The sequence below is a fragment of the Streptomyces sp. L-9-10 genome (assembly GCF_004151105.1).
Taxonomy (GTDB): Bacteria; Actinomycetota; Actinomycetes; order Streptomycetales; family Streptomycetaceae; genus Streptomyces.
This window is the reverse complement of the sequence record NZ_PHRF01000172.1, coordinates 226,615-249,572: the sequence shown is the minus strand read 5'-3', so window position 1 is coordinate 249,572 and position 22,958 is coordinate 226,615. Positions and strand designations below refer to the sequence as shown.

The window sequence follows — 22,958 nt, the reverse complement described above, 5'->3', positions numbered from 1 at the left end:
GGCGTCAGATGCCCCGCTGGCTGCCGCGCGCCATGGTCCTCGCCCTGGCGCTCATCGCCTGCTTCCAGCTCGGCAGCTGGGCGTTCCACCAGCTCATCGGGCTGCTGATCAATATGCTGATCGCGTTCTTCCTGGCACTGGCGGTCGAGCCCGCCGTGAGCCGGATGGCAGACCGGGGAATGCGGCGTGGACTCGCCACTTTCCTGGTCTTCTTCGCGGTCCTGATCGTCAGTGCCGGCTTTGTGGTGATGCTCGGCTCCATGCTGGCGAGCCAGATCATCGAAATGGTCGAGTCGTTCCCCCAGTACCTCGACTCGGTGATCAACTGGACCAACGACACCTTCCGCACGGAGCTGTCCCGGGTCGCCGTCCAGGACAGCCTGCTGCACTCCGACTGGCTCCAGCGCTATGTGCAGAACAGCGCGACGGGTGTCCTCGACATCTCCACCACCGTGCTGGGCGGCCTGTTCCGGCTGCTGACGATCTTCCTGTTCTCGTTCTACTTCGCGGCCGACGGGCCCCGGCTGCGGCGCGCGCTCTGCTCCGTACTCCCGCCGGCCCGTCAGTCCGAAGTCCTGCGCGCCTGGGAGATAGCCGTCGTCAAGACCGGCGGCTATCTCTACTCACGCGGGCTGATGGCCCTCATCTCCGGTGCCGCGCATTACGTACTGCTGGAGATCCTGCGGGTGCCGTACGCACCGGCGCTGGCGATCTGGGTGGGGCTCGTCTCCCAGTTCATCCCGACGATCGGCACCTATCTTGCGGGCGCCCTGCCGATGCTGATCGCCTTCACCGTGGACCCCTGGTACGCGCTCTGGGTGCTCGGATTCGTGGTGTTCTACCAGCAGTTCGAGAACTACATGCTCCAGCCCAAACTGACCGCCAGGACCGTCGACATCCACCCGGCCGTGGCCTTCGGGTCGGTCGTCGCGGGTACGGCGCTGCTGGGTGCGGTCGGCGCCCTGATCGCGATCCCGGCGGTCGCCACGCTCCAGGCGTTCCTCGGGGCGTATGTGAAGCGGTACGACGTGATGGACGATCCGCGCGTGCACGGCCGCAGAACGCGCGACAGCGTGCCGCTCCTGCGCCAGATACGCCGCGTACTGCATACGGACGCGGACACGCGAACGGGCGCGGACATACGCACGGGCACGGACACGGGCACGCGTGCCGACGGGGAGACGGGAACGGACGACGAGCAGCGGCCGCGGCCGTAGGAGGGCCGGGCGGCCGTCCGCCGTGGAGGGTGGACCGTTCCCGCCGGTGCCCCGGCCGGTGCGGTGCACCGGCCGGGGCAGCGAGACTTTACGGTCACGGCCTAGCGGCCGGAGGGTTCGCGGCGTCCGGGGGCTCGGGTGCTCAGAGCAGGTCGGCGTACTGGTTCCAGCCGCCGCTGCCGATCTTCACCCGGGCCTTCAGGGGCGCGGACGCCTTGCCGGTGCCGGCGTAGAAGTACAGCTCGCCCGCCGAGTTCGAGGCCAGCAGGTCGGCGACGCCGTCGCCGTTGAGGTCACCGGGGGCCGCGATGTTCTTGTACTGGCTCCAGCCCGCACCGCCGACCGTCGCCTTCGCGCCGAACGGCGAACTCGCCTTGCCGGTACCCGCGTACAGGTACAGGCCGCTGGAGCTGCGCGCGAGGAGATCGGCGCGGCCGTCGCCGGTGAGGTCACCCGCGCCGACGATCTTGTTGAACTGCGACCAGCCGCTGCCACCGATCTGGACGCGGCCCTTCACCGACATGCCCGTACCGCTGCCCGCGTAGAAGTAGAGGGCGGTGGAGCTGCGGGCCAGCAGATCGCTCTTGCCGTCGCCGTCGAGATCCCCGGGGCCGATGACCAGGTTGTACGACGTGGAGCCGCCCGCGATCTCGGGGTCGGACGAGGCGTAGGCACCGGCGTTGTACAGATGGCCGTCGTACGTGCTGTGCTCGATCAGGTCCGAGCTGCCGTTCGCGCGCAGTGACACCGCGTGGGTCAGCCGTACCAGCGAGCGGTCCCAGCCCTCGCCGATCAGGTACTTCGCGGTGAGGCGGCCGGTGCCGGTGGTGCCGTAGTAGTAGAGCGTGCCGCCGGAGGTCCGGGCGAAGACGCCGGCCTTGCCGAAGTGAGGCCGGTTGCCCGCGCCCGCGTACTGCGTCACCAGTCCCCAGCCCGTGCCGACCTGCTCCCGGGCGGCGAACGCGCCGGCGCCGTTGCCCTCGTAGAGGTAGAGGGTGCCGTCGTACGCGCGGGTCACCAGGTCAGGAGTGCCGTTGCCGGTGTAGTCCGTGCCGCCGACCAGCTGGTTGTACTGGTTCCAGCCGGCGCCGCCGATCTGGATCCGGTCCTTGAACGGGTAGCCGGTGGAGCTGCCGTTGCCGGGGTAGACGTACAGCCCGGTGGCGTTGCGCGCGAGGAGATCGGCCAGGCCGTCGCCGTCGACGTCGTCCACGCCGACCAGCTGGTCGAACTGGCTCCAGCCGGCGCCGCCCACCTGGATCCCGGCCTTGAAGCCCTTGCCGGTGCCCGGGAAGAGGAACAGCCCCGACGACTTGCGGGCCAGCAGGTCCGGCGTGCCGTCACCGGTCAGATCGCCGGGGACGACCAGCTTGTCGTACGCCTGCCAGCCGGTGCTGAGCGTGGTGTACGCGGTCATGCCGCCGTAGAGGGTGGCGTTCGCCCCGCTGTGCAGCCGCAGGGATCCGGTGGGCGTCACGGTGAGCAGGTCGGCCTTGCCGTCGCCGGTGAGGTCGCCGGGCAGCAGCAGGTCCTTGACCTGGGAGTCGTCCGCGGAGATCACGGCCGCGCCGTCGGTGCCCCAGTCGGCCCAGACCTCGCCGTAGTCCGTGCGGTACATCAGGTCGCCGAAGCCGTCGCCGTCCATGTCGCCGCGCTGCGCGGGGGTGTCCGCCGCGGCCCGGCCGGTGGCGAGGCGGCGGTCCTGGCCCTTGGCGGCGTTCGCGGCGTCGCGGCCCGGGACGCTGAAGGTGGGCCGGGTGGACGGCGGAACAGGAAGGGTGACGGCGCCGTGCGGTCCGGTGCCCGGCGCATCGGCCGCCGAGGCCGTGGTGACCATCAGCGAACCGCTCACCAGCAGCCCTGCGCAGCCGAGCACGGCCGAGCGGGCGATCCTGCGGGGCCACTCGGCCCCGGGTCTTGCGTGGATGGACATGCTGCCTCCAGTGAGGTGTACGGGAGCCCGGGGATCAGCGGCGGCACACGCCGGGTACGGCGGTGCGCGGGTCGCGGGGCGTCAGGTGGTGCCGCACCACTGGAATCGTCGTCGGAGTCCCGTCGGCCCATGGCACGACGGGAACTGCCCCCACGGTGATGGAACTGCCCCCCACAGCGATGACGCCCTCCCCAGGTCGTGAGGTAGGTGTATCCGGCCATGGGTTCTGTCGGCAAGTCAGTTGTGAAGTCCCGGTGGATTTTTTGTTAACGCCCGCCGCCTCGGCGGCGCCGGCCCCGTCGACTCGACGCGCTTGAAGCGGCACGGTGACCTGGCATCCTTCCCCGGTAGTTGCCGCCGGGCTCGACGCGGATCTCCTGCCGGCGGAACGAGCAAGAGCAATCAGCTTCTGACCAGGCAGAAGGGATGCCCGGCCGGATCGGTGAGGACTCGCCACCTGTCCTCGTTCGGCTGGTGATCCGGCTTGCCCGCGCCCAGTTCCAGCAGCCGGGCCTCGGCCTCGGCCAGGTCATCGACCGCGAAGTCGAGGTGAATCTGCTGAGGAACCGTCTGATCGGGCCAGCGGGGAGCCCGGTAGTCGTCGACCCGTTGAAAACCGATGAAGAGCCCGTTCTCACAGGTGAGACCGGCGAAGTCGGCGTCTGAACCCGGATGTGGTTCGAGGCCGGTGGCCCGCTGATAGAACGCCGCAAGAGCCGGCGGATCGGAGCAGTCGAGCGTTATCGCGCGCAACGCCATCTGCGGGGACATGGCACCTCCGGGCCGATCGGTGGACTTTCGCGAGCCACACCCTAGAGGCGGCCACTCGCTCCGGCGTCTCGGCATCCTGACGGAGCCGGGCACTTGTGTGACCGAGCGCTTCAATCGGCGGATGGGCCCGCTGGTTGGCGGAGCTGAGCTCTTGAGCCGGCGGACGGGGCGCGGCCAACGACGCTTACCTGCGGGGGGCCTTCACTGCGGGGGGCCTTCACGAGCGCCGACGGCCTGGGCAGTCGTCGGCCGGTGGGCGTCGGCCCACCAGGCCGCGCGGGCGGACGCTAGGGTCGTGAACGTGTTGAGCTCATCGGTGAGTGGGGACTTGGTCGTCGTCGGCGCCGGCATTGTCGGCGCATCGGTGGCGTATCACGCCGCCCGGGCGGGCGCCGCGGTGACGTTGGTCGACGCCGGGCGGCCGGGCGCCGGCGTGACGGCGGACTCGTTCGCCTGGGTCGGAGCGTCTGGCGTGCGTAAAGGTCCGGCCGCCGGGCTGCGGGCCACCGCGACGGCGGAGTACCACCGACTCGGGGCCGAGCTGCCGGGACTCCCGGTGACCTGGTCCGGCTCGCTGAGCTGGACCAGGGAGGGCAGTGCGCCGGACGCCGGGCCCGGTCAGACGATCGTGGACGCGGCCACCGTGGCGACGCTCGAACCCACCGTCCGGCAGCCTCCGGAGTGGGCTGTCTGGGCACCGGGTGACGGCGCTGTTGACTCGGTGGGTGTGACCGAGCGGCTGGTCGCGGCCGCTCGCACCCATGGAGCCCGGGTACATCTGGACACGCCGGTCACCGCGGTCCGCCGGGATACAGCGGGCCGGATTACCGGGGTCGAGACGGCAGCGGGACCCCTCTCCGGTGCGACGGTGGTGCTGGCGGCCGGAGTCGCCACGGCCGCGCTGGGCGCCTCGCTCGGCGTGCACGTCCCGGTCGAACCGTCGCCGTCGCCACTGTTCCGGCTCCGCGCCCCGGCCGGTCTGGTCCGCACCGTGGTCAACACCGAGGATTTCGATCTTCGGCAGGTCGCCCCGGACCGGCTGATCGCCGCCGCGGACTCGCCCGAACGGACTCTTGCCGCCGTCCGGTCCACTTTCCGTGGCGCCGGGAGCGTCGAGCTGCTCGGCACCCGACTCGGAGCGCGTCCGATGCCGGCCGACGGTGAGCCGATCGTCGGCCCGGTCGCCGAGGTCCCCGGCCTCTACTTGGCGGTGATGCACTCGGCGGTCACGCTCGCCCCTGCCGTGGGCCGCCTGGTCGCGCGGGAGTTGGTCGACGGAACCGTTGAGCCGGCTCTGTCGGGTTGCCGCCCGGATCGCTTCTGATGGCACGGCCCCGTTGCAGCCTGCCCCGCTGCTGCTCTCGGAGCAGGACCGCTCCGGCCAGGTAAACCCAGGCACTCCAGCCCACTCGCCTGCCTCAAGTACTGTGACTGCGCATGATCGAATCCGAGATCGAGATCAGCGAGGATCTGGTCCGCGACCTGCTGTGGGACCAGCATCCGGACCTGGCCGCGCTGCCCATCCGTGAGGTGGCGGGCGGTTGGGGCAACCAGATGTGGCGCCTCGGGGACGAGCTGGCGGTCCGGATGCAGCGGATGGACACCCGCCCGGATATGCAGCTCAAGGAGCGCCGGTGGCTGCCGACCCTGGCCTCGCGCCTGCCACTGCCGATCCCGGTCCCCGTGCGCGACGGTGCGCCGTCCGAGCGCTTCCCCAAGATCTGGACCGTCATGACATGGGTCGAGGGCACACCGCTGGACCACGGCTCGATCACCCGCGGCGACCATGCGGCCGACATCCTGGCGGCCTTCCTCAAGGCGCTGCATGTGGAGGCGCCCGCCGAAGCACCGGACCCCTCGGACCGCGGCGGTCACCTCAAGGAATGCACGGAGGGCTTCGAGGACTTCCTGCGGGCCGTGGATCTCGGCCACTTCGCCGAGGACGACATCCGGGCCGTGTGGGACGACGCGGCCGCGGCTCCCGGGTGGGAGGGCCCGCGAGTGTGGGTTCACGGTGACCTGCATCCCGCGAACGTCGTCGTCGCGGAGGGGACACTGGCGGGCATCGTCGACTTCGGCGATGTCTTCGCCGGCGACCCGGCCTGGGACCTTGCGGCCGCCTGGGTGCTGCTCCCCGCGGGCGGCGCCTCGCGGTTCTTCGACAGCTATGCGCAGGCGGACGAGGCGGCGGTCCGACGGGCGCGCGGGCTGGCCGCGATGAGCAGCCTGTTCCTGATGCTGATGGGCCAGAACGGGGACCGCGGCCTGCCCGGCGGCAAGCCGAGCTGGGGACCTGCAGGCCGGTCGGCGCTTGGTCGTGTCCTGAAGGGCCTTTGACGTCGGCATCGATCGACCGGGCCTTCCTGGCGCCGTCCACTCGCTGACAGGGGCGGAGCAGTCCCGGTCGTCGGAACCGTGCAGACCGAGCTGAAGCATTCAGTCACCACGTGACCTGGGTGCCGTGTGGTGCGCTTGACAGTTAAATCGAACATCCATTCTCATGGGTGACTGCCGGTGCTTCCCGGGGCCCGGCCGGCGGTGTGGTGCGGTGGGGGCGTTCGGAGAGGTTGGCCGGCGGAGTTTTCCACAGGCCAGGAGGTCGTCGGGACGCGTTGTCAGTGGCAGGGGATAGCGTCTTTGACGTGAAGCGATCGACTCAAGCAAATCGGGTGGAACCCATGGCAGGAACCGACCGCGAGAAGGCGCTCGACGCCGCCCTCGCACAAATTGAACGGCAATTCGGGAAGGGCGCGGTGATGCGCCTCGGCGAGCGGCCGAACGAACCCATCGAGGTCATCCCCACCGGGTCGACCGCGCTCGACGTCGCGCTCGGCGTCGGCGGCCTGCCGCGCGGCCGTGTGGTGGAGGTCTACGGGCCCGAGTCCTCAGGAAAGACGACCCTCACGCTGCACGCGGTGGCGAACGCGCAGAAGGCCGGCGGTGCGGTGGCCTTCGTGGACGCCGAGCACGCCCTCGACCCCGAGTACGCGAAGAAGCTCGGCGTCGACATCGACAATCTGATCCTGTCCCAGCCGGACAACGGCGAGCAGGCGCTCGAGATCGTGGACATGCTGGTCCGCTCCGGCGCGCTCGACCTCATCGTCATCGACTCCGTCGCCGCCCTGGTGCCGCGCGCGGAGATCGAGGGCGAGATGGGCGACTCGCACGTCGGTCTCCAGGCGCGGCTGATGAGCCAGGCGCTACGGAAGATCACGAGCGCGCTCAACCAGTCCAAGACCACCGCGATCTTCATCAACCAGCTCCGCGAGAAGATCGGCGTGATGTTCGGCTCACCGGAGACCACGACGGGTGGCCGCGCGCTCAAGTTCTACGCCTCGGTGCGTCTCGACATCCGTCGTATCGAGACCCTGAAGGACGGCACCGACGCCGTCGGCAACCGCACCCGCGTCAAGGTCGTCAAGAACAAGGTCGCGCCGCCCTTCAAGCAGGCGGAGTTCGACATCCTCTACGGCCAGGGCATCAGCCGCGAGGGCGGCCTGATCGACATGGGCGTGGAGCACGGCTTCGTACGGAAGGCCGGCGCCTGGTACACGTACGAGGGCGACCAGCTCGGCCAGGGCAAGGAGAACGCGCGCAACTTCCTCAAGGACAACCCCGATCTCGCCAATGAAATCGAGAAGAAGATCCTGGAGAAGCTGGGCGTCGGCGTACGGCCGGACGCGGCGACGGCCGAGTCCGCGGCGACCGTGGCGGGTGCTCCGGCTCCCGCCGAGGACCCGGCCAAGTCCGTGCCCGCTCCTGCCTCCAAGGCCAAGTCGGCCAAGGCGGCCACGGCCAAGAGTTAGTCCGTCCTGTGCCTTATGCGAAGAGGCGGCGGACGGAAAGGCCGGGCGACAGCTCCGACCCGTCGAGGGCCGGGCAGGAGCTGTCGCCCCAGGATCCGGCGGAGCGGGCGCGGGCGATCTGCCTGCGCCTGCTCACCGGGACGCCCCGGACCCGCAAGCAGCTGGCGGACGCGCTGGCCAAGCGGGAGATCCCCGAGGACGTGGCGCAGGAGGTGCTCTCCCGCTTCGAGGACGTGGGGCTGATCGACGACGCGGCGTTCGCGGACGCCTGGGTGGAGTCGCGGCACCACGGCCGGGGCCTGGCCCGGCGTGCGCTCGCCCGTGAGCTGCGTACGAAAGGGGTGGACGCCGCCCTGATCGACGAGGCGGTCGGGCAGTTGGACTCCGACCAGGAGGAGGCGACAGCCCGCGAGCTGGTCGCCCGCAAACTCCGCGCCACGCGCGGTATGGAACGCGACAGAAGGCTGCGCAGGCTCGCGGGCATGCTGGCCCGCAAGGGCTATCCGGAAGGCATGGCGCTCCGGGTGGTCCGGCAGGCGCTGGAGGAGGAGGGGGAGGACACCGAGGGGCTGGACGAGGGCTTCTACTAGCCACAGCCACAGGGCCTGCCCGGCATCGGCACGGCTGCCCTGCTTGTCCTGGTCGACCTCGCTCGTCCTGGTTGCGACCGTACTGCCGGGCCGGGCGGCGCTTCGGATCCGTCCGGTCGTCTCCGTCCGGTCGCCGACGCGACGGTGGTCAGGCGATGAGAAGGCCCGGAGTCCCGCTCCGCTCCGCCCGCTCTATGCCGTGTTCCCGGCCTCCACGCTGTCCCCGGCCGCGGCAACCGGCAGGCCCTCGGCCTTCCACGCCTGGAATCCCCCGACGAGGTCGGTCGCGCGGTGCAGTCCCAGCTGCCGCAGGGACATCGCCGCGAGGCTCGACGCGTACCCCTCGTTGCAGATCACCACCACGCGCAGATCGTGGCTCGTGGCCTCGCGTGCGCGATGGCTGCCCTGCGGGTCGAGCCGCCACTCCAGCTCATTGCGCTCGACGACCAGCGCGCCCGGGATCAGCCCGTCGCGCTCACGCAGCGCCGCGTACCGGATGTCCACCAGCAGCGCGCCGTCCGAGGCGGCCTCGGCCGCTTCCCTCGGCCCTATTCGGTCCAGGTCCTCACGGACCCGTTCCAGCAGCTCATCGATTCCCACGCGCTCGGCCTCCACGCGCCCGGTCACGGCCTGCTCGGTCACGGCCTGCTCGGTCACGGTCCGCTGGTCCGTCACTGCCACTCCTCGGGACGCTCGACCTGCTCAAGGCGGAGCACGGCGCCCGTGCGGCTGTAGCGCCGCATCAGCGGCAGCGGCGGATAGTAGGCGTGCACGGAGACGGCGTGCTCGGCCCCTGACTCGTTGCGCACCTCGTGCACATGGTGCCTGCCGAACGCCCGGCCCTCGCCGGCCGTCAACTGCCGCTCGCGGTCGACGCCTTCGGCCAGTTCCAGGGTCTTCCACCCCTCGGTGGGCAGCCGGGCCGCGAGCGAGTCCTCCTTGAGCGTGCCCGACGCCGTGGCGAACGCGCCGTGCGAGCCGCCGTGGTCGTGCCAGCCGGTGCCCGTGCCGGGCGGCCAGCCGATCAGCCACGCCTCGCTGCCCGCGGGACCGTTGAGCCGGATCCACGTACGCCCCTCCGGGTCCAGCGGGAGCGAGGAGACCAGCTCGGCGTCGGCCGCGCTCCTGCGGACGAAGTCGAGCAGCTCGGCGGGGGTGGGCCCGGCGGCCGGGGACTTCACGCCGGTGTCGACAGCGCCCGTGGTATCAGCGGCGCCGGTGCCGGATGTGGAGGTACGTACGGGTAGAGACATGGTGACCGTCCTGAGATGTTCGCGAAGAGGTGCCGTCACGGCGCCGCGCGACGAGCGTGTGGAGAAAAGGGGCGAATCAACAGGACGGGCGACACACGCAGCCCGCATAGCGGAGCAAGTCCATATGGACTCTCCGCCACAGGCGCACATCGGTGTCAGTCACGTTCCGGAGTACACCATGCGAGCCCGCGACGGTCAATCGATGTTCGCAGTGTGGTCAGGAGGCGTCCGCGGGTACCTCCGTCGGGGTGGAAGGACTGCCTCCGCGCGCCGCGTCCGCCGCCGCGTAGAGATCGGCGGGGCGCACTCCACCGAAGGCCGCCACCAGATGCCCGTCCGGCCGCACCAGCAGCACGGTGTGCGCGGAGGCTCCCGGGTACGCCTCCGTGACCAGCAGCTCGGCCCGTACCGGCAGTGCGGTCACCGCCGCCGCCAGCCGCGGCATCACCCCCGCCGTCAGCCAGTGCCGCCGGTCCCACACCCCGGTGCCGGGCGCGACCAGTATCACCAGGTGCAGGCCACGGCCGAGCCGGTCCCCGAGCCGTACGGTCGTACCGTCCGGCGCGGTCACCCGTACGTCCTCGACGGGCGCGCCGGGGGGCGTACCGACAGCCGTCCGCGCCTCGGCGTGCGGTGGTGCGAGGGGGGAGTGCGGATAGGCGGGCGGTGCCCCCAATGGCCCGTGCCCCAGATGCCCGTCGGCGAGCAGGGTGTCGTGTCCGCGCGTGGCGCCCGGCATGTACGTACGCAGCCCGCCGCCGCCCCGCAGTATCGGCAGCGACTGGTCGGCCGCGCGCAGCCGGGCGGCGACGGCCGTGCGCCGCTCCGCCTGGTAGCTGTCCAGCAGGGTCTCCGACGCCCCGTGGTGCCAGTCCTCGGCGATCTTCCAGGAGAGGTTGCTGACGTCCCGCAGTCCTTCGTCGAGCCCCTGGGTGCCCACCGCGCCCAGCAGATGGGCGGCGTCCCCGGCGAGGAAGGCCCGTCCGGCGCGCCAGCGCCTGGCCAGCCGGTGATGCAGGGTGTAGACGCCGGTGTCGAGCAGGTCGTACGGCGGAGTCTCGCCGCACCAGCCGGCCAGGGTGTCCCGTAAACGCGTCACCAGCGCGTCGGGCGTGACCAGCTCGCCCCGGGAGGGCAGCAGCCAGTCGACCCGCCACACACCGTCCGCGAGCGGCCTGGCGGACACCTCTTCCCCGCTGCCCGGCCAGGGCGGCTGCCGGTGGAGCAGTGCCTCGCCGGGCCAGGGCAGCTCCGCGCGGAGCGCGGCGACAGCGTGGCGCTCCACCGCCGTACGTCCGGGAAAGCGGATGCCGAGCAGCTTGCGGACCGTGGACCTGGCGCCGTCGCATCCGACCAGATGGCTGCCGCGCCACCAGGTCGCCCCGGGGCCGCGGGTGTGCACGGTGATGCCCCGGGCGTCCTGCTCCAGCGAGTCGAGCCGGTCGCCGGTGACCACGCGCACCAGCTCCTGGCCCGCGATGGCGCTCCGCAGCCCGCGCGAAAGGGCGTGCTGGGGGATGTGCAGGGGCGTGGGGGCGCCGTCCTCGCCGAGCGGCAGCTCCCGCATCAGCTGCTTGCGCCGCATCAGACGCCATCCGGTCCAGCGCGCGCCCTCGTCACCGAGGGTGGTGCAGCCGAGCCGGGCCACCAGGGCGGCGGTGTCGGGCCGCAGTATGGCGGTTCGGGCCGGACGCGGATCGTCCGTACCGGTCCCCTCGTCCAGGACGACGGAGGGGACACCCTGCGCGGCGAGGGCCAGAGAGAGCGCGAGACCGACGGGGCCCGCGCCGGCGACGATCACCGGGTCCACGGCGCGACCCCTCCGGCCCGTGAGGCCCGTGCGGTCATACGGTCAGGGGCGCTAGGGCCTGTCTTCAAAGTAGCGCCGTCCGCCCGGAGGGCGGGCTCGGCGGCGTCCGGTGCGTGCGATCGCAAGGCGGAGGGGCGCCCCAGTACTGGACGTACTGGGGTGATCCCGACAACGCCGCGAGCGTGCGTGCCGGGCGCCGCCGAGCAGGCGGGACTTTGAAGACAGGCCCTGGGAGCCCGATGCGTGATCACAGAACGTATGCAACCTACTGGGGGTGCCCGCGTCAAGCGACAGTCTGGGCGGCGCGTACGCCGCCCAGACCCGCCAGACCCGCCAGACCCGTCTGTCTCAGATGCTGCTGCCGTCCCCGGGGCCGACTTGGGCACTGACCTGTTGTGGCCCATCTGTGCCGAGCACCGCGCCCGTGCTCTTCTTGCCCTGGCGCAGTCGCTTCTCCAGCCAGCCCGCGAAGGTGGTGAGGATGAAGTTCAGCGCGATGTAGATCAGCGCGATGACGACGAGCGTGGCGATGGTGTTGGCGCCGTAGTTCGCGGTGATCGTGCGGTTCTGCGAGAGCAGTTCGGACAGGCCGAGGAGCGCGCCGCCCAGCGCGGTGTCCTTGACGATGACGACCAGCTGGCTGACCAGGGCCGGCAGCATCGCCGTCACGGCCTGGGGCAGGAGCACGTACGCCATGGTCTGGCCCTTGCGCATGCCGATCGCCTTCGCGGCGTCGGTCTGGCCGTTGGGCAGCGTGAGAATGCCGGCCCGGACGATCTCGGCGATGACCGAGGCGTTGTAGAGCACCAGGCCCGTCACCACGGCGTACAGCGGCCGGATGTCGGACGAGACATCGGTGAACTGCGCGTACGCCGTGGCGGCGAACACCATCATCAGCAGGACGGGGATGGAGCGGAAGAACTCGACGACGGCGCCGACCGGTACCCGTACCCAGGTGTGGTCCGAGAGCCGGCCGATACCGAGCAGCGCGCCGAACGGCAGGGCTATCACGATGGACAGCGCCGCCGCCTTGAGGGTCTCACCGAGCCCCGGCAGCAGATAGGTCGTCCATACCTCGGCGTCCGTGACGAACGGACTCCACTTCTCGGACGCCAGCTGGTTCTTGTCGTTCATCTGAACGAGAACCCACCAGGCGGCGAGCGCGAAGACGACCAGGAACACGATCGTGTAGAGGATGTTGCGCCGCTTGGCGCGCTTACCCGGAGCGTCGTACAGAACGGACGTGGCACTCATCGCTTCACCGCCACTCGCTTGCTGACCCAGCCCAGGAGCAGACCGGTCGGGAGGGTGAGAACGACGAATCCGAAGGCGAACACCGCGAACACCATGAAGAGCGCGCTGGTTTCGTTCTCGATCATTGTCTTCATCAGCGCCGACGCCTCGGCGACGCCTATCGCCGCGGCGACCGTCGTGTTCTTGGTCAGCGCGATCAGCACGTTCGCCAGCGGCGCCACCACGGAGCGGAACGCCTGGGGGAGCACGATCAGCCTCAGCACCTGGAAGAAGCTCAGGCCCAGCGCGCGGGCGGCTTCGGCCTGCCCCACGGGCACGGTGTTGATACCGGAGCGCAGGGCCTCGCAGACGAAGGTGCTCGTGTAGGCGATCAGTCCCAGTACGGCCAGCCGGAAGCCGATGGACTCGAAGTCCCCGCCGCCGAGCGTGATCTGGAGGGTCTGGCCGAGCCCCAGTGAACAGGCGACGAGCACCACGGTCAGTGGAGTGTTACGGACCATATTGACGTAGGCGGTACCGAAGGCACGCATCAGCGGCACGGGACTGACACGCATCCCGGCCAGCAGCGTTCCCCATATGAGAGAACCAACTGCGGAGTAGAGGGTGAGCTGCACCGTCACCCAGAAGGCGCCGAGCAGGTCGTACTGCCCGGAATCAAGAAAGTCGAACACGATGCCCCGCGCTCTCCCCTGGTTGGCTGGTCGGTACGCGCCGCCGGACCGGCCGGCGGCGCGTCACTGCTGTCTCAGCTGCCTTCGGTGATCTTCGGGGCAGGCTCGTTCTTGTAGTTGGCCGGACCGAAGTTGGCCTTCACGGCCTTCTCCCAGGAGCCGTCCGACTCCATCTTGGTCAGCGCGGCGTTGATCTTCTTCTGAAGATCGGCGTCGCCCTTCTTGAGGCCGATGCCGTAGGGCTCGTCGCTGAGCTTGAGGCCCGCGAGCTTGAACTTGCCCTGGTGCTCCTGCTGCGAGGCGTAGCCCGCGAGGATGGAGTCGTCCGTGGTCAGGGCGTCAACGGCCTTGTTCTCCAGGCCGGTCAGGCACTCGGAGTAGCCGCCGACGTTCTGGAGGTCGGCCTTCGGCGCGAAATCGTTCTTGACGTTCTGCGCCGAGGTGGAGCCGGTCACCGAACAGAGCTTCTTGGAGTTCAGGTCGGCGGCCTTGGTGATGGAGCTGTCGTCCGAGCGGACCAGCAGGTCCTGGTGGGCGAGGAAGTACGGTCCCGCGAAGTCCACCTTCTTCTTGCGCTCGTCGTTGATCGTGTAGCTGGCGGCGACGAACGTCACGTCACCGTTGGAGATCAGGTTCTCGCGCTCGGCGCTGGGCGCCTCTTTCCATTCGATGTTCTTGGCGTCGTAGCCCAGTTCCTTGGCGACGTAGGTCGCGACATCGACGTCGAAGCCCGCGAACGTACCGTCCGGCTTCTTCAGACCGAGGCCCGGCTGGTCGAACTTGATACCGATGGTGATCTTGTCACCGCCGCCGTTGCCGCTGTCGGCGCTGTCGCCGCCGCAGGCGGTGGCGGTCAGGGAGAGGACGACAACGGCGGCCGCCGCGGCGCTTGCCTTGCGAAGCTTCATGCGTGAACTTCCCTCGGGTGAGACGTGAACGAACCGGTTCTGCCGCACTCGGCAGAACCGTGAGCAGAGCCGTGATGAGCCGTGTGAACGATCCGGACGAAAGGATCCGGGCCGAAAGGGCCCCGGTGAGAGATCCGTGTCCAGAGCGGGGATCAGTGATGCAGGATCTTCGACAGGAAGTCCTTGGCGCGGTCGCTGCGCGGGTTGCTGAAGAACTCGTCGGGCGTGGCCTGTTCGACGATCCGGCCGTCCGCCATGAAGACGACCCGGTTCGCCGCGGAGCGCGCGAAACCCATCTCATGGGTGACGACGACCATCGTCATTCCGTCGCGCGCCAACTGCTGCATGACCTCGAGTACTTCGTTGATCATCTCGGGGTCCAGCGCGGAGGTGGGCTCGTCGAAGAGCATCACCTTCGGGCCCATCGCCAGCGCCCGCGCGATGGCGACACGCTGCTGCTGGCCGCCCGAGAGCTGGGCCGGGTACTTGTCGGCCTGCGAGCCGACGCCCACGCGGTCCAGCAGCGCGCGCGCCTTCTCCTCGGCGTCCGCCTTGCTCGTCTTGCGGACCTTGATCTGGCCCAGCGTGACGTTCTCCAGCACCGTCTTGTGTGCGAAGAGGTTGAACGACTGGAAGACCATGCCGACGTCGGCGCGCAGCCGGGCGAGCTCCCTGCCCTCCTCCGGCAGCGGCTTGCCGTCGATCGTGATCGCGCCCGAATCGATCGACTCCAGGCGGTTGATGGTGCGGCACAGTGTGGACTTGCCGGACCCGGAGGGCCCGATGACGACCACGACCTCGCCACGGGCGATGGTCAGGTCGATGTCCTGGAGCACATGCAGCGCGCCGAAGTGCTTGTTCACGTTGCTCAGTACGACCAGGTCGCCCGTCGCGGGCACGGCGCCCTCGGCGCCCTTGGTCACTGACACTCCGCTCATCGGCTTTTTGCTCCGTCCTCCTCGGTTGGGAGGACCTTAGTCACGCACTGCGATCAGCGTCATTACATCTGAGCGGAAATTGAGCATAACGATCCGGCCGCAACCGGACACTCCGCGTGAAGAGGGCGCTGGAGGGAGTACCGGGTGGGTAACGGAAACCTTGGCGTAACGGGAAGACTCTTGACTGACCGTGCGCGATCGGCGTGGATGCCTGGTACGTACTAAGAGCGCATCTGATGAGCGCGACGTATCGGGGCGACCGACGGCGCGACCCGAACCGTGACCTGAAGGGGGCCCGTGAGACTGCTGCTCGTGGAGGACGACGACCATGTGGCCGCCGCCCTGTCGGCCGTGCTCGCCAAGCACGGATTCCAGGTCGTGCATGCCCGCAGCGGTGAGGAGGCGCTCCAGGCGGTGCTGCCCGCGGCCAACGTGGGCAAGACGCCGTTCTCGGTCGTCCTGCTCGACCTCGGCCTGCCCGACCAGGACGGCTACCAGGTCTGCGGCAAGATCCGCCGGATCACCTCGACCCCGGTGATCATGGTGACCGCGCGGGCCGATGTCCGCTCCCGGATCCACGGCCTCAACCTCGGCGCCGACGACTACGTGGTCAAGCCGTACGACACCGGCGAACTGCTCGCCCGTATCCATGCCGTCAGCCGGCGCACCGTGAGCGGGGACGAGCCGGCGCCCGCCCCCGAGGGCGCCCAGCGGCTCGGGCGCCTCAGCCTGGAACTGCCCACCCGGCGCGTGAGCGTGGACGGCACGGCCGTCCAGCTGACCCGCAAGGAGTTCGATCTGCTGGCCCTGCTCGCCCAGCGCCCCGGTGTGGTGTTCGGCCGCGAACAGATCATCAGCGAGGTCTGGCGCACCAGTTGGGAAGGCACCGGCCGCACGCTGGAGGTCCATGTGGCCTCCTTGCGCGGCAAGCTCGGCATGCCGGCGCTGATCGAGACCGTCCGGGGTGTCGGCTACCGCCTGGTCGTCCCCGGCACACACCAGGGGCCGTAACGCCCCGTGCGCACCCGACTGCTGCCGCTGCTCATCATCCTCATGGCGGGCGTGCTCCTCGCCCTGGGCTTCCCGCTCGCCGTGAGTCTCGCCGCCGCCGAGCAGCAGCGTGTCGTCGTGGACCGGATCGACGACACCTCGCGGGTCGCGGCCCTCGCCCAGTTCGTCTCCGAGAGCCGACCGGGCGCCCAGGAACGGCGCGCGATGCTGGAGGCGGAGCTGACCAGGTACCACGAGGTGTACGGGGTCAGGGTCGGCGTCTTCTACCGCGACAACGGCGTGATGGCCCGCGCCCCGGAGGGCTGGAGCGTCCCCGCGGAGGGGCCTGCCCGGCAGTCCTTCGAGGAGGCGCTGCTCGGCCGGCGCAGCGGCGACCCCGAGCAGGTCTGGCCCTGGCAGAACGGCCGGCTGATCGTCGACTCACCGGTCGTACGGGACGGCGACGTCGTCGCCGTGGTGGTGACCGACTCACCGACCGGCCAGATGCGTTCGCGCGTTCTCCGCGGCTGGCTGATCATCGCCGCGGGCGAGGCGGCGGCCATGCTGCTCGCCGTCGGGGCCGCGATCCGGCTGACCGGCTGGGTGCTCCGTCCGGTACGGGTACTGGACGCGGCCACCCACGACATCGCCACCGGCCGGATGAACTCCCGGGTCGCGGCGGCCGGTGGTCCGCCGGAGCTGCGCCGGCTGGCCAGCTCCTTCAACGAGATGGCCGACAACGTCGAGGACGTGCTGGAGCAGCAGCGCGCCTTCGTCGCGGACGCCTCGCACCAGCTGCGCAATCCGCTCGCCGCCCTGCTGCTCCGTATCGAACTGCTCGGCCTCGAACTGCCCAAGGGGAACCAGGAGATCGCCTCCGTACGGACCGAGGGCAGGCGCCTCGCCCAGGTCCTCGACGATCTGCTGGACCTGGCGCTGGCCGAGCACACCGCCGCGGATCTGCGGCTCACCGACATCGGTGAGCTGGCGGCCGAACGGGTCGCCGCCTGGCGGGCGCTCGCCGAGGGGAAGGGCGTCAGGCTCACCGAGCATCGCGCCGCCGTGACCGCCTGGGCCGACCCCATCGCGCTCTCCAGCGCCCTGGACGCCGTGATCGACAACGCGCTCAAGTTCACCCCGGCCGGCGAGGAGGTCACGGTGACGGTGGCCCGCAACGGCACGACCTCGAAGATCGTCATCAACGACGGCGGTCCCGGTCTCACGGATGACGAGCTCGCCAGGATCGGGGACCGTTTCTGGCGCAGCAACCGCGACCAGAACATCAAGGGATCGGGCCTCGGCCTGTCCATCGCACAGGCCCTGCTCGCGGCCGGCGGCGGTTCGATCGACTACGAGCACGGTGAACCGCGCGGACTCCGGGTCACGCTCAGCGTCCCGCGATCATCCCCGACGGGCTGATCCGTGGCCTGACCCGACGGCCTGGCTCGTGATCCGCCCCGACGGTCTGGCTCGTGGTCCGCCCCGACAGCTGTCCCGGCGGCCTGATCAGGCGCCTGCCCGGCCCGCGGGCTACGGCTTCTCCGTCCGGTAGTACCGCTTGGCGCCCTCGTGCAGCGGCAGCGGGTCCGTATAGATCGCGGTCCGCAGATCCACCAGCTGCGCCGGATGCACCTCGTCGCCTATCCGGTCCCGGCTGTCGATGACCGTGCGGGTGAAGCCCTCCGTCAGCCCGGCGCTCATCCGGTCGGTGGTCACCAGCAGATTCGCCACCGCGATCGTCGGTACCGCCGTGCCGTTCTGCGCCTTGCCGTAGGCGTCGGCGGGTATCACCGCGGAGCGGTAGTAGCGGGACGCCGCCTCGCCCGAGGCATGCAGCCTGTCGACCAGCGCGGACTCCAGCGGCACGAGCCGGATGTCGAAGCGCTCCGACAGGTCCTGTACCGCGCCGGTGGGCAGCCCGCCCGACCAGAAGAAGGCGTCCAGCTCGCCCCGTTCGAGCAGGCCCGGCATGGTGTCGATCCCGACCGAGAACGGGACGATGTCCTTCCGCGGATCGAGATCCGCCGCGGCCAGCACCCGGTCCGCTATCAGCCGGACCCCCGAGCCCTCCTGCCCCACGCCCACCTTCCTGCCGCGCAGACCGGCGGTGGAGCGGATGCCCGAGTCCTTCGCGACGACCAGCTGCACATAGTCGTCGTACAGCCGCGCGCAGCCGCGCAGCCGGTCCGCGCCCGGCTTGCCGTCCTTCTGGTACTTGGCGACGGCGTCGGCGGTGGCGATGGTGAAATCCGCCTCGCCGGCCGCCACCCACGCGATGTTCTGCTGCGAGCCCTCGCTGGTCCTGAGCCGTATCGACACATCCGGCAGATCGCGGGCGAGATCCTGCTTCAGGAGCGTTCCGTACCGCTGGTAGACCCCGGTCTTCACGCCCGTGCTGAACGTGACCGAGCCGGTCGGCGACGACGCCCCGATCGGCAGCAGCCACCACAGCAGCAGCCCGAGCAGCACCAGCAGCGCGGCGGCGCCCCGGAAGGCGCGGCCGCGGCTGATACGGGACACGGGGCCGAACATGCCACGATCCTGTCAGCTCACTCCCCGTAATGGCCAGGCCTTGTCTTCTGCTCGCCACGGGCTCAGCGGGGAATCCCCGGGCAGCCGAACCGGGCGACCCCGTACCCTGGTGGGCGAGATGAGCGCGAAGACTTACGAGGTACGCACCTACGGGTGCCAGATGAACGTCCACGACTCCGAGCGGCTGTCGGGCCTGCTGGAGGGAGCCGGATACGTCCGCGCGCCCGAAGGCTCCGACGGGGACGCGGACGTCGTTGTCTTCAACACCTGCGCGGTGCGGGAGAACGCCGACAACAAGCTCTACGGCAACCTCGGCCGCCTCGCGCCGATGAAGACCAGGCGGCCGGGCATGCAGATCGCCGTCGGCGGCTGCCTGGCGCAGAAGGACCGCGACACGATCGTGACGCGCGCCCCCTGGGTCGATGTCGTGTTCGGTACGCACAACATCGGCAAGCTGCCGGTGCTCCTGGAGCGCGCGCGGGTCCAGGAAGAGGCCCAGGTCGAGATCGCCGAGTCGCTGGAGGCCTTCCCCTCCACGCTGCCGACCCGCCGCGAGTCCGCCTACGCCGCGTGGGTCTCCATCTCCGTCGGCTGCAACAACACCTGCACCTTCTGCATCGTCCCCGCGCTGCGCGGCAAGGAGAAGGACCGCCGCCCCGGCGACATCCTGGCCGAGATCGAGGCGCTGGTCGCCGAGGGCGTCTCCGAGATCACGCTGCTGGGCCAGAACGTCAACGCGTACGGATCCGACATCGGCGACCGCGAGGCCTTCTCCAAGCTGCTGCGGGCCTGTGGCGCGATCGAGGGCCTGGAGCGGGTCCGCTTCACCTCACCGCACCCGCGCGACTTCACGGACGACGTGATCGCGGCGATGGCCGAGACGCCGAACGTGATGCCGCAGCTCCATATGCCGCTCCAGTCCGGCTCGGACACCATCCTGAAGGCGATGCGCCGCTCGTACCGGCAGGACCGCTACCTCGGCATCATCGACAAGGTGCGCGCCGCCATCCCGCACGCCGCCATCTCCACCGACATCATCGTGGGCTTCCCGGGCGAGACCGAGGAGGACTTCGAGCAGACCCTGCGGGTCGTACGCGAGGCGCGCTTCGCGCAGGCGTTCACCTTCCAGTACTCCAAGCGCCCCGGGACCCCGGCCGCCGAGATGGAGGGGCAGATCCCCAAGGAGGTCGTCCAGGAGCGCTACATGCGGCTGTCCGCCCTCCAGGAGGAGATCTCCTGGGAGGAGAACAAGACGCAGGTCGGCAGGACACTGGAGGTCATGGTCGCGGAGGGCGAGGGGCGCAAGGACGGCGCCACGCACCGGCTCTCCGGACGCGCCCCCGACAACCGCCTCGTGCACTTCACCAAGCCGGACGAGGAGGTGCGTCCCGGCGATGTGGTCACCGTCGAGATCACCTACGCCGCGCCGCACCATCTCCTCGCCGAGGGACCGACGCGGAAGGTACGCCGTACCCGCGCCGGAGACGCCTGGGACCGGCGGAACGCGACCGAGGCGGCGAAGCCCGCGGGCGTGCTGCTGGGGCTGCCCACGGTCGGCGTGCCGGCTCCGCTGCCGGCGGTGACGGGCGGCTGTTCCGTCGAGTGACGGTGCACCGCCCTCCGGGCGGGCGGGACTTCTGACGGACGGGTCTTCGGACCCACTCGTCTAGGCTGCGGATCATGCTCGTAGCCGCCGCCGTGTGTCCCGGCCCGCCCCTGCTCGTACCCGCCGTGGCCGCCGGAGCCGCCCCCGAACTCGACGCCGCGCGCGCCGCGTGTGCCGATGCCCTCGGGGTGCTGGCCGCCGCCAGGCCGGAGCGGCTGATCGTCGTCGGACCCGCCGATCGGGACCGCCGTGGGGAGCACCCTTCGGGGACCGCCGGGTCCTTCCGCGGCTTCGGCGTGGACCTTGATGTCGTACTGGGCGCGGGCACGGCCGCGGCGGATGCCGGGGCAGGTGAAAGTCCCGGCCGGGAACTGCCCGCGTCCCTGGCGGTCGCGGCCTGGCTGCTCGAACACACCCACTGGACCGCCGCTCCCGTCAGCGGACTGGGCGTGGGGGAACCGCTCGACACCGAGCGGTGCCTGCGGACGGGCCGGGGGCTCGCGGCGGGGGACGATCGGCTGGCGCTGCTGGTGATGGGCGATGCCAGCGCGTGCCGCTCCTTGAAGGCGCCCGGTTATCTGGACGAACGGGCCGCCGGATTCGACGAGGAGGCCGCCAGGGCCTTGGGTACGGCGGACGTGGCGGCGCTGAAGGCGCTGGACGCGGAGCTGGCGTACGCACTCAAGGCGGCGGGCCGGGCGCCCTGGCAGGTGCTCGCGGGCGCCGCCGAAAGGGCCGGCCTGGGCGGCGAGCTGCTGTACGAGGCGGCGCCCTATGGCGTGGGGTATCTCGTCGCGGCCTGGTCGTAGTGCCGTAGTGGCCGCCCGGCGCCGACGGGCGGCGACAGCCGGCCCGGTCCGGAGGGCGCGGCACCGCGAGGACACAAAAGGCGACGGCCGCGAAGTGCTGTGAAGCGCCTCGCGGCCGTCCCGGCCGGTGTTGTCCGGCCATTCTGTGCCGAGGATCAGGACAGAACAGGAGAGGATCAGGAAGCGGGCGGTGGCGGCGGGGTCGTGCCGTCATCCTTGTGAGCGAGCTTGCCCAGGGCGTCCTTGGCTTTGCCCGTCCCGCTGTCGATCTTGCCGCTGTACTTGCCCTTGGTCTTCTGATCGACCGTGCGGGCGGCCTTCTCCAGCCCGTGCTCGATCTTGTCCCCGTGCTGCTGCGCGAGGTCAGCGACCTTGTTCTTGGCCGGGCCGATCTTGGCCTTCAATGAATCCAGGAAGCTCATGGGCCACCTTCCCTCGGAGAGACAACAGCCTACTTGCAGCCTACTTGCGGGTGCTCTTCCCGGCCTCATTGTCCGCCGCGGCCTCCGCCGACTGCTGCTTCGGGATCTCCACGCCCTCCGCCGTCGCCGTCTCGGGCCCGGCGCTCTCCGCAGGCTCGGCCGTCGCCGCTCCGGTCTCCCCGGATTCCGCCTCCGCCGCCACGACAGCGCTGTCCACGGCGGGATCGGCCGTCGGAGTGGTGGCCGGTGCCTCTGCGGTTGACGCCTCGGACGCGGCTACCGACTTCCGGCGAAACCGTGAAAAAACACCCATATCTTCTCCATACATTACTCGTGGGGGCGAAATTCCGCGCCGCCCGGAGCGTCCCATTGCGCCGCCCAGGGGCACCGGCCAGAAAACCGGCGGCCGGAACCTCGCAACAGGCAACGAAGCCGACCGTGTGGCGTCACGTAACTCGTTCGGGGAGCGGCCTGTGTGTTTGCGAGACTGGGGCGGTGAGAAGCGCAGCTACCCCACCGCGGGTCATCGCCGTCGTCGGTCCCACCGCGGCCGGCAAGTCCGATCTGGGCGTTCATCTCGCCCGGCAACTCGACGGTGAGGTCGTCAACGCCGACTCCATGCAGCTCTACCGGGGGATGGATATCGGGACCGCCAAGCTGACGGCGGACGAGCGCGCCGGCATCCCGCACCACCTCCTGGACATCTGGGAGGTCACCGAGACCGCCAGCGTCGCCGAGTACCAGCGGCGCGCGCGGGCGGAGATCGACCGGCTGCTCGCCGCGGGCCGTACTCCCGTCCTGGTGGGCGGCTCCGGACTGTACGTGCGCGGTGCCATCGACGCCCTCGACTTCCCCGGCACCGACCCCGAGGTGCGCTCCCGGCTGGAGAGCGAGCTCACGCTGCGCGGATCGGGCGCCCTGCACGCCCGGCTGTCCGCCGCCGACCCCCAGGCGGGCCGCGCGATCCTGCCCAGCAACGGCCGCAGAATCGTCCGGGCACTGGAGGTGATCGAGATCACCGGCAAACCGTTCACCGCCAATCTGCCGGGCCATGACTCCGTCTACGACACCGTGCAGATCGGCGTCGATGTCGCCCGCCCCGAGCTGGACGCGCGGATCACACAGCGCGTGGACCGGATGTGGGACGCGGGGCTGGTGGACGAGGTGCGGGGCCTGGAGGACCGGGGCCTGCGCGAAGGGCGTACCGCCTCGCGCGCGCTCGGCTACCAGCAGGTGCTCGCGGCGCTCGCGGGGGAGTGCACCGACGACGAGGCGCGCGCCGAGACCGTGCGCGCCACCAAACGCTTCGCGCGCCGCCAGGACTCCTGGTTCCGCCGCGACGCGCGGGTCCACTGGCTGGGCGGCGGATCGGAGCAGAGGGAGGAACTGCCGCGCCGGGCGCTGGCGTTGGTCGAACGAGCGGTCACAGCCTGATCACGTGATGGCAT

22 protein-coding genes and 1 pseudogene are annotated in these 22,958 nt (G+C 70.4%); 10 read left to right on the top strand and 13 right to left on the bottom strand.

The features are described from left to right. Positions 1–8: 8 nt before the first annotated feature. On the top strand, positions 9–1,217 hold the full coding sequence (locus CU044_RS38160; RefSeq protein WP_129773652.1) for an AI-2E family transporter: 1,209 nt from the start codon (positions 9–11) through the stop codon (positions 1,215–1,217). Positions 1,218–1,359: 142 nt separating this feature from the next. Here the strand turns inward: CU044_RS38160 and CU044_RS38155 are convergent, their stop codons facing one another. Next, entirely contained in the window at positions 1,360–3,150 is a 1,791-nt protein-coding gene (locus CU044_RS38155; protein WP_129773651.1) for a VCBS repeat-containing protein, read from the bottom strand. 402 nt (positions 3,151–3,552) lie between these two features. After that, complete coding sequence (locus tag CU044_RS38150) at positions 3,553–3,921, bottom strand: VOC family protein (RefSeq protein WP_129773650.1); 369 nt, start codon at positions 3,919–3,921, stop codon at positions 3,553–3,555. A 295-nt stretch (positions 3,922–4,216) separates the two neighbouring features. On the opposite strand from CU044_RS38150, the gene CU044_RS38145 reads away from it, so the two are divergent. The 4 genes and pseudogenes from CU044_RS38145 to recX all read left to right on the top strand — a co-directional run. Next, a complete protein-coding gene (locus CU044_RS38145) occupies positions 4,217–5,245 on the top strand; it encodes an FAD-binding oxidoreductase (RefSeq protein ID WP_345790173.1) in 1,029 nt (342 codons plus the stop codon). Positions 5,246–5,358: 113 nt separating this feature from the next. Next, on the top strand, positions 5,359–6,258 hold the full coding sequence (locus tag CU044_RS38140; protein ID WP_129773649.1) for an aminoglycoside phosphotransferase family protein: 900 nt from the start codon (positions 5,359–5,361) through the stop codon (positions 6,256–6,258). Between the two features lie 341 nt (positions 6,259–6,599). Then, positions 6,600–7,727 (top strand): recombinase RecA, encoded by a 1,128-nt coding sequence (gene recA, locus CU044_RS38135; RefSeq protein WP_129773648.1) that lies wholly within the window; start codon positions 6,600–6,602, stop codon positions 7,725–7,727. Then, positions 7,649–8,317 (top strand): annotated as a pseudogene (recX, locus tag CU044_RS38130) (recombination regulator RecX); the annotation flags it as partial. The gene recA and the pseudogene recX, both read left to right, overlap by 79 nt. Before the next feature lie 192 nt (positions 8,318–8,509). On the opposite strand, the gene CU044_RS38125 reads toward recX, so the two are convergent. From CU044_RS38125 to CU044_RS38095, 8 genes are all read right to left on the bottom strand, one after another. After that, positions 8,510–8,974, bottom strand: coding sequence for a rhodanese-like domain-containing protein (locus CU044_RS38125; RefSeq protein WP_129773681.1), 465 nt, complete (start codon positions 8,972–8,974; stop codon positions 8,510–8,512). Between the two features lie 14 nt (positions 8,975–8,988). Then, entirely contained in the window at positions 8,989–9,570 is a 582-nt protein-coding gene (locus tag CU044_RS38120; RefSeq protein ID WP_129773647.1) for a cysteine dioxygenase, read from the bottom strand. Between the two features lie 76 nt (positions 9,571–9,646). Beyond that, the gene (locus tag CU044_RS40265) at positions 9,647–9,718 is read right to left on the bottom strand and encodes a putative leader peptide (protein ID WP_310851512.1); all 72 of its coding nucleotides are present in this window, start codon (positions 9,716–9,718) and stop codon (positions 9,647–9,649) included. Positions 9,719–9,787: 69 nt separating this feature from the next. Further along, positions 9,788–11,380: an FAD-dependent monooxygenase gene (locus CU044_RS38115; RefSeq protein WP_129773646.1), complete on the bottom strand. Its 1,593-nt coding sequence runs from the start codon at positions 11,378–11,380 to the stop codon at positions 9,788–9,790. Between the two features lie 348 nt (positions 11,381–11,728). Beyond that, positions 11,729–12,634: an amino acid ABC transporter permease gene (locus CU044_RS38110; RefSeq protein WP_129773645.1), complete on the bottom strand. Its 906-nt coding sequence runs from the start codon at positions 12,632–12,634 to the stop codon at positions 11,729–11,731. Then, the gene (locus CU044_RS38105) at positions 12,631–13,305 is read right to left on the bottom strand and encodes an amino acid ABC transporter permease (RefSeq protein WP_129773644.1); all 675 of its coding nucleotides are present in this window, start codon (positions 13,303–13,305) and stop codon (positions 12,631–12,633) included. Before CU044_RS38105 ends, CU044_RS38110 begins: the two co-directional genes overlap by 4 nt. Before the next feature lie 74 nt (positions 13,306–13,379). Then, positions 13,380–14,213, bottom strand: a complete 834-nt coding sequence (locus tag CU044_RS38100; RefSeq protein ID WP_129773643.1) for a glutamate ABC transporter substrate-binding protein — start codon at positions 14,211–14,213, stop codon at positions 13,380–13,382. Between the two features lie 152 nt (positions 14,214–14,365). Beyond that, positions 14,366–15,151, bottom strand: coding sequence for an amino acid ABC transporter ATP-binding protein (locus CU044_RS38095; protein ID WP_129773642.1), 786 nt, complete (start codon positions 15,149–15,151; stop codon positions 14,366–14,368). Positions 15,152–15,448: 297 nt separating this feature from the next. On the opposite strand from CU044_RS38095, the gene CU044_RS38090 reads away from it, so the two are divergent. Next, entirely contained in the window at positions 15,449–16,162 is a 714-nt protein-coding gene (locus CU044_RS38090; RefSeq protein ID WP_129773641.1) for a response regulator transcription factor, read from the top strand. A gap of 6 nt (positions 16,163–16,168) precedes the next feature. Beyond that, the gene (locus CU044_RS38085) at positions 16,169–17,560 is read left to right on the top strand and encodes a HAMP domain-containing sensor histidine kinase (RefSeq protein WP_129773640.1); all 1,392 of its coding nucleotides are present in this window, start codon (positions 16,169–16,171) and stop codon (positions 17,558–17,560) included. 111 nt (positions 17,561–17,671) lie between these two features. Here CU044_RS38085 and CU044_RS38080 read toward each other — a convergent pair whose 3' ends face one another. Then, positions 17,672–18,673 (bottom strand): TAXI family TRAP transporter solute-binding subunit, encoded by a 1,002-nt coding sequence (locus CU044_RS38080; protein WP_129773639.1) that lies wholly within the window; start codon positions 18,671–18,673, stop codon positions 17,672–17,674. Positions 18,674–18,791: 118 nt separating this feature from the next. Here CU044_RS38080 and miaB point away from each other — a divergent pair, with 118 nt between their 5' ends. Further along, a complete protein-coding gene (gene miaB, locus CU044_RS38075) occupies positions 18,792–20,279 on the top strand; it encodes a tRNA (N6-isopentenyl adenosine(37)-C2)-methylthiotransferase MiaB (RefSeq protein WP_129773638.1) in 1,488 nt (495 codons plus the stop codon). A gap of 74 nt (positions 20,280–20,353) precedes the next feature. Beyond that, positions 20,354–21,088 (top strand): class III extradiol dioxygenase subunit B-like domain-containing protein, encoded by a 735-nt coding sequence (locus tag CU044_RS38070; protein WP_129773637.1) that lies wholly within the window; start codon positions 20,354–20,356, stop codon positions 21,086–21,088. A gap of 176 nt (positions 21,089–21,264) precedes the next feature. Here the strand turns inward: CU044_RS38070 and CU044_RS38065 are convergent, their stop codons facing one another. After that, positions 21,265–21,510, bottom strand: coding sequence for an antitoxin (locus CU044_RS38065; RefSeq protein WP_129773636.1), 246 nt, complete (start codon positions 21,508–21,510; stop codon positions 21,265–21,267). A 40-nt stretch (positions 21,511–21,550) separates the two neighbouring features. Further along, positions 21,551–21,727, bottom strand: coding sequence for a gliding motility protein (locus CU044_RS40260; RefSeq protein ID WP_345790172.1), 177 nt, complete (start codon positions 21,725–21,727; stop codon positions 21,551–21,553). A 278-nt stretch (positions 21,728–22,005) separates the two neighbouring features. On the opposite strand from CU044_RS40260, the gene miaA reads away from it, so the two are divergent. Further along, complete coding sequence (miaA, locus tag CU044_RS38055; protein WP_129773634.1) at positions 22,006–22,944, top strand: tRNA (adenosine(37)-N6)-dimethylallyltransferase MiaA; 939 nt, start codon at positions 22,006–22,008, stop codon at positions 22,942–22,944. Positions 22,945–22,958: the final 14 nt, after the last annotated feature.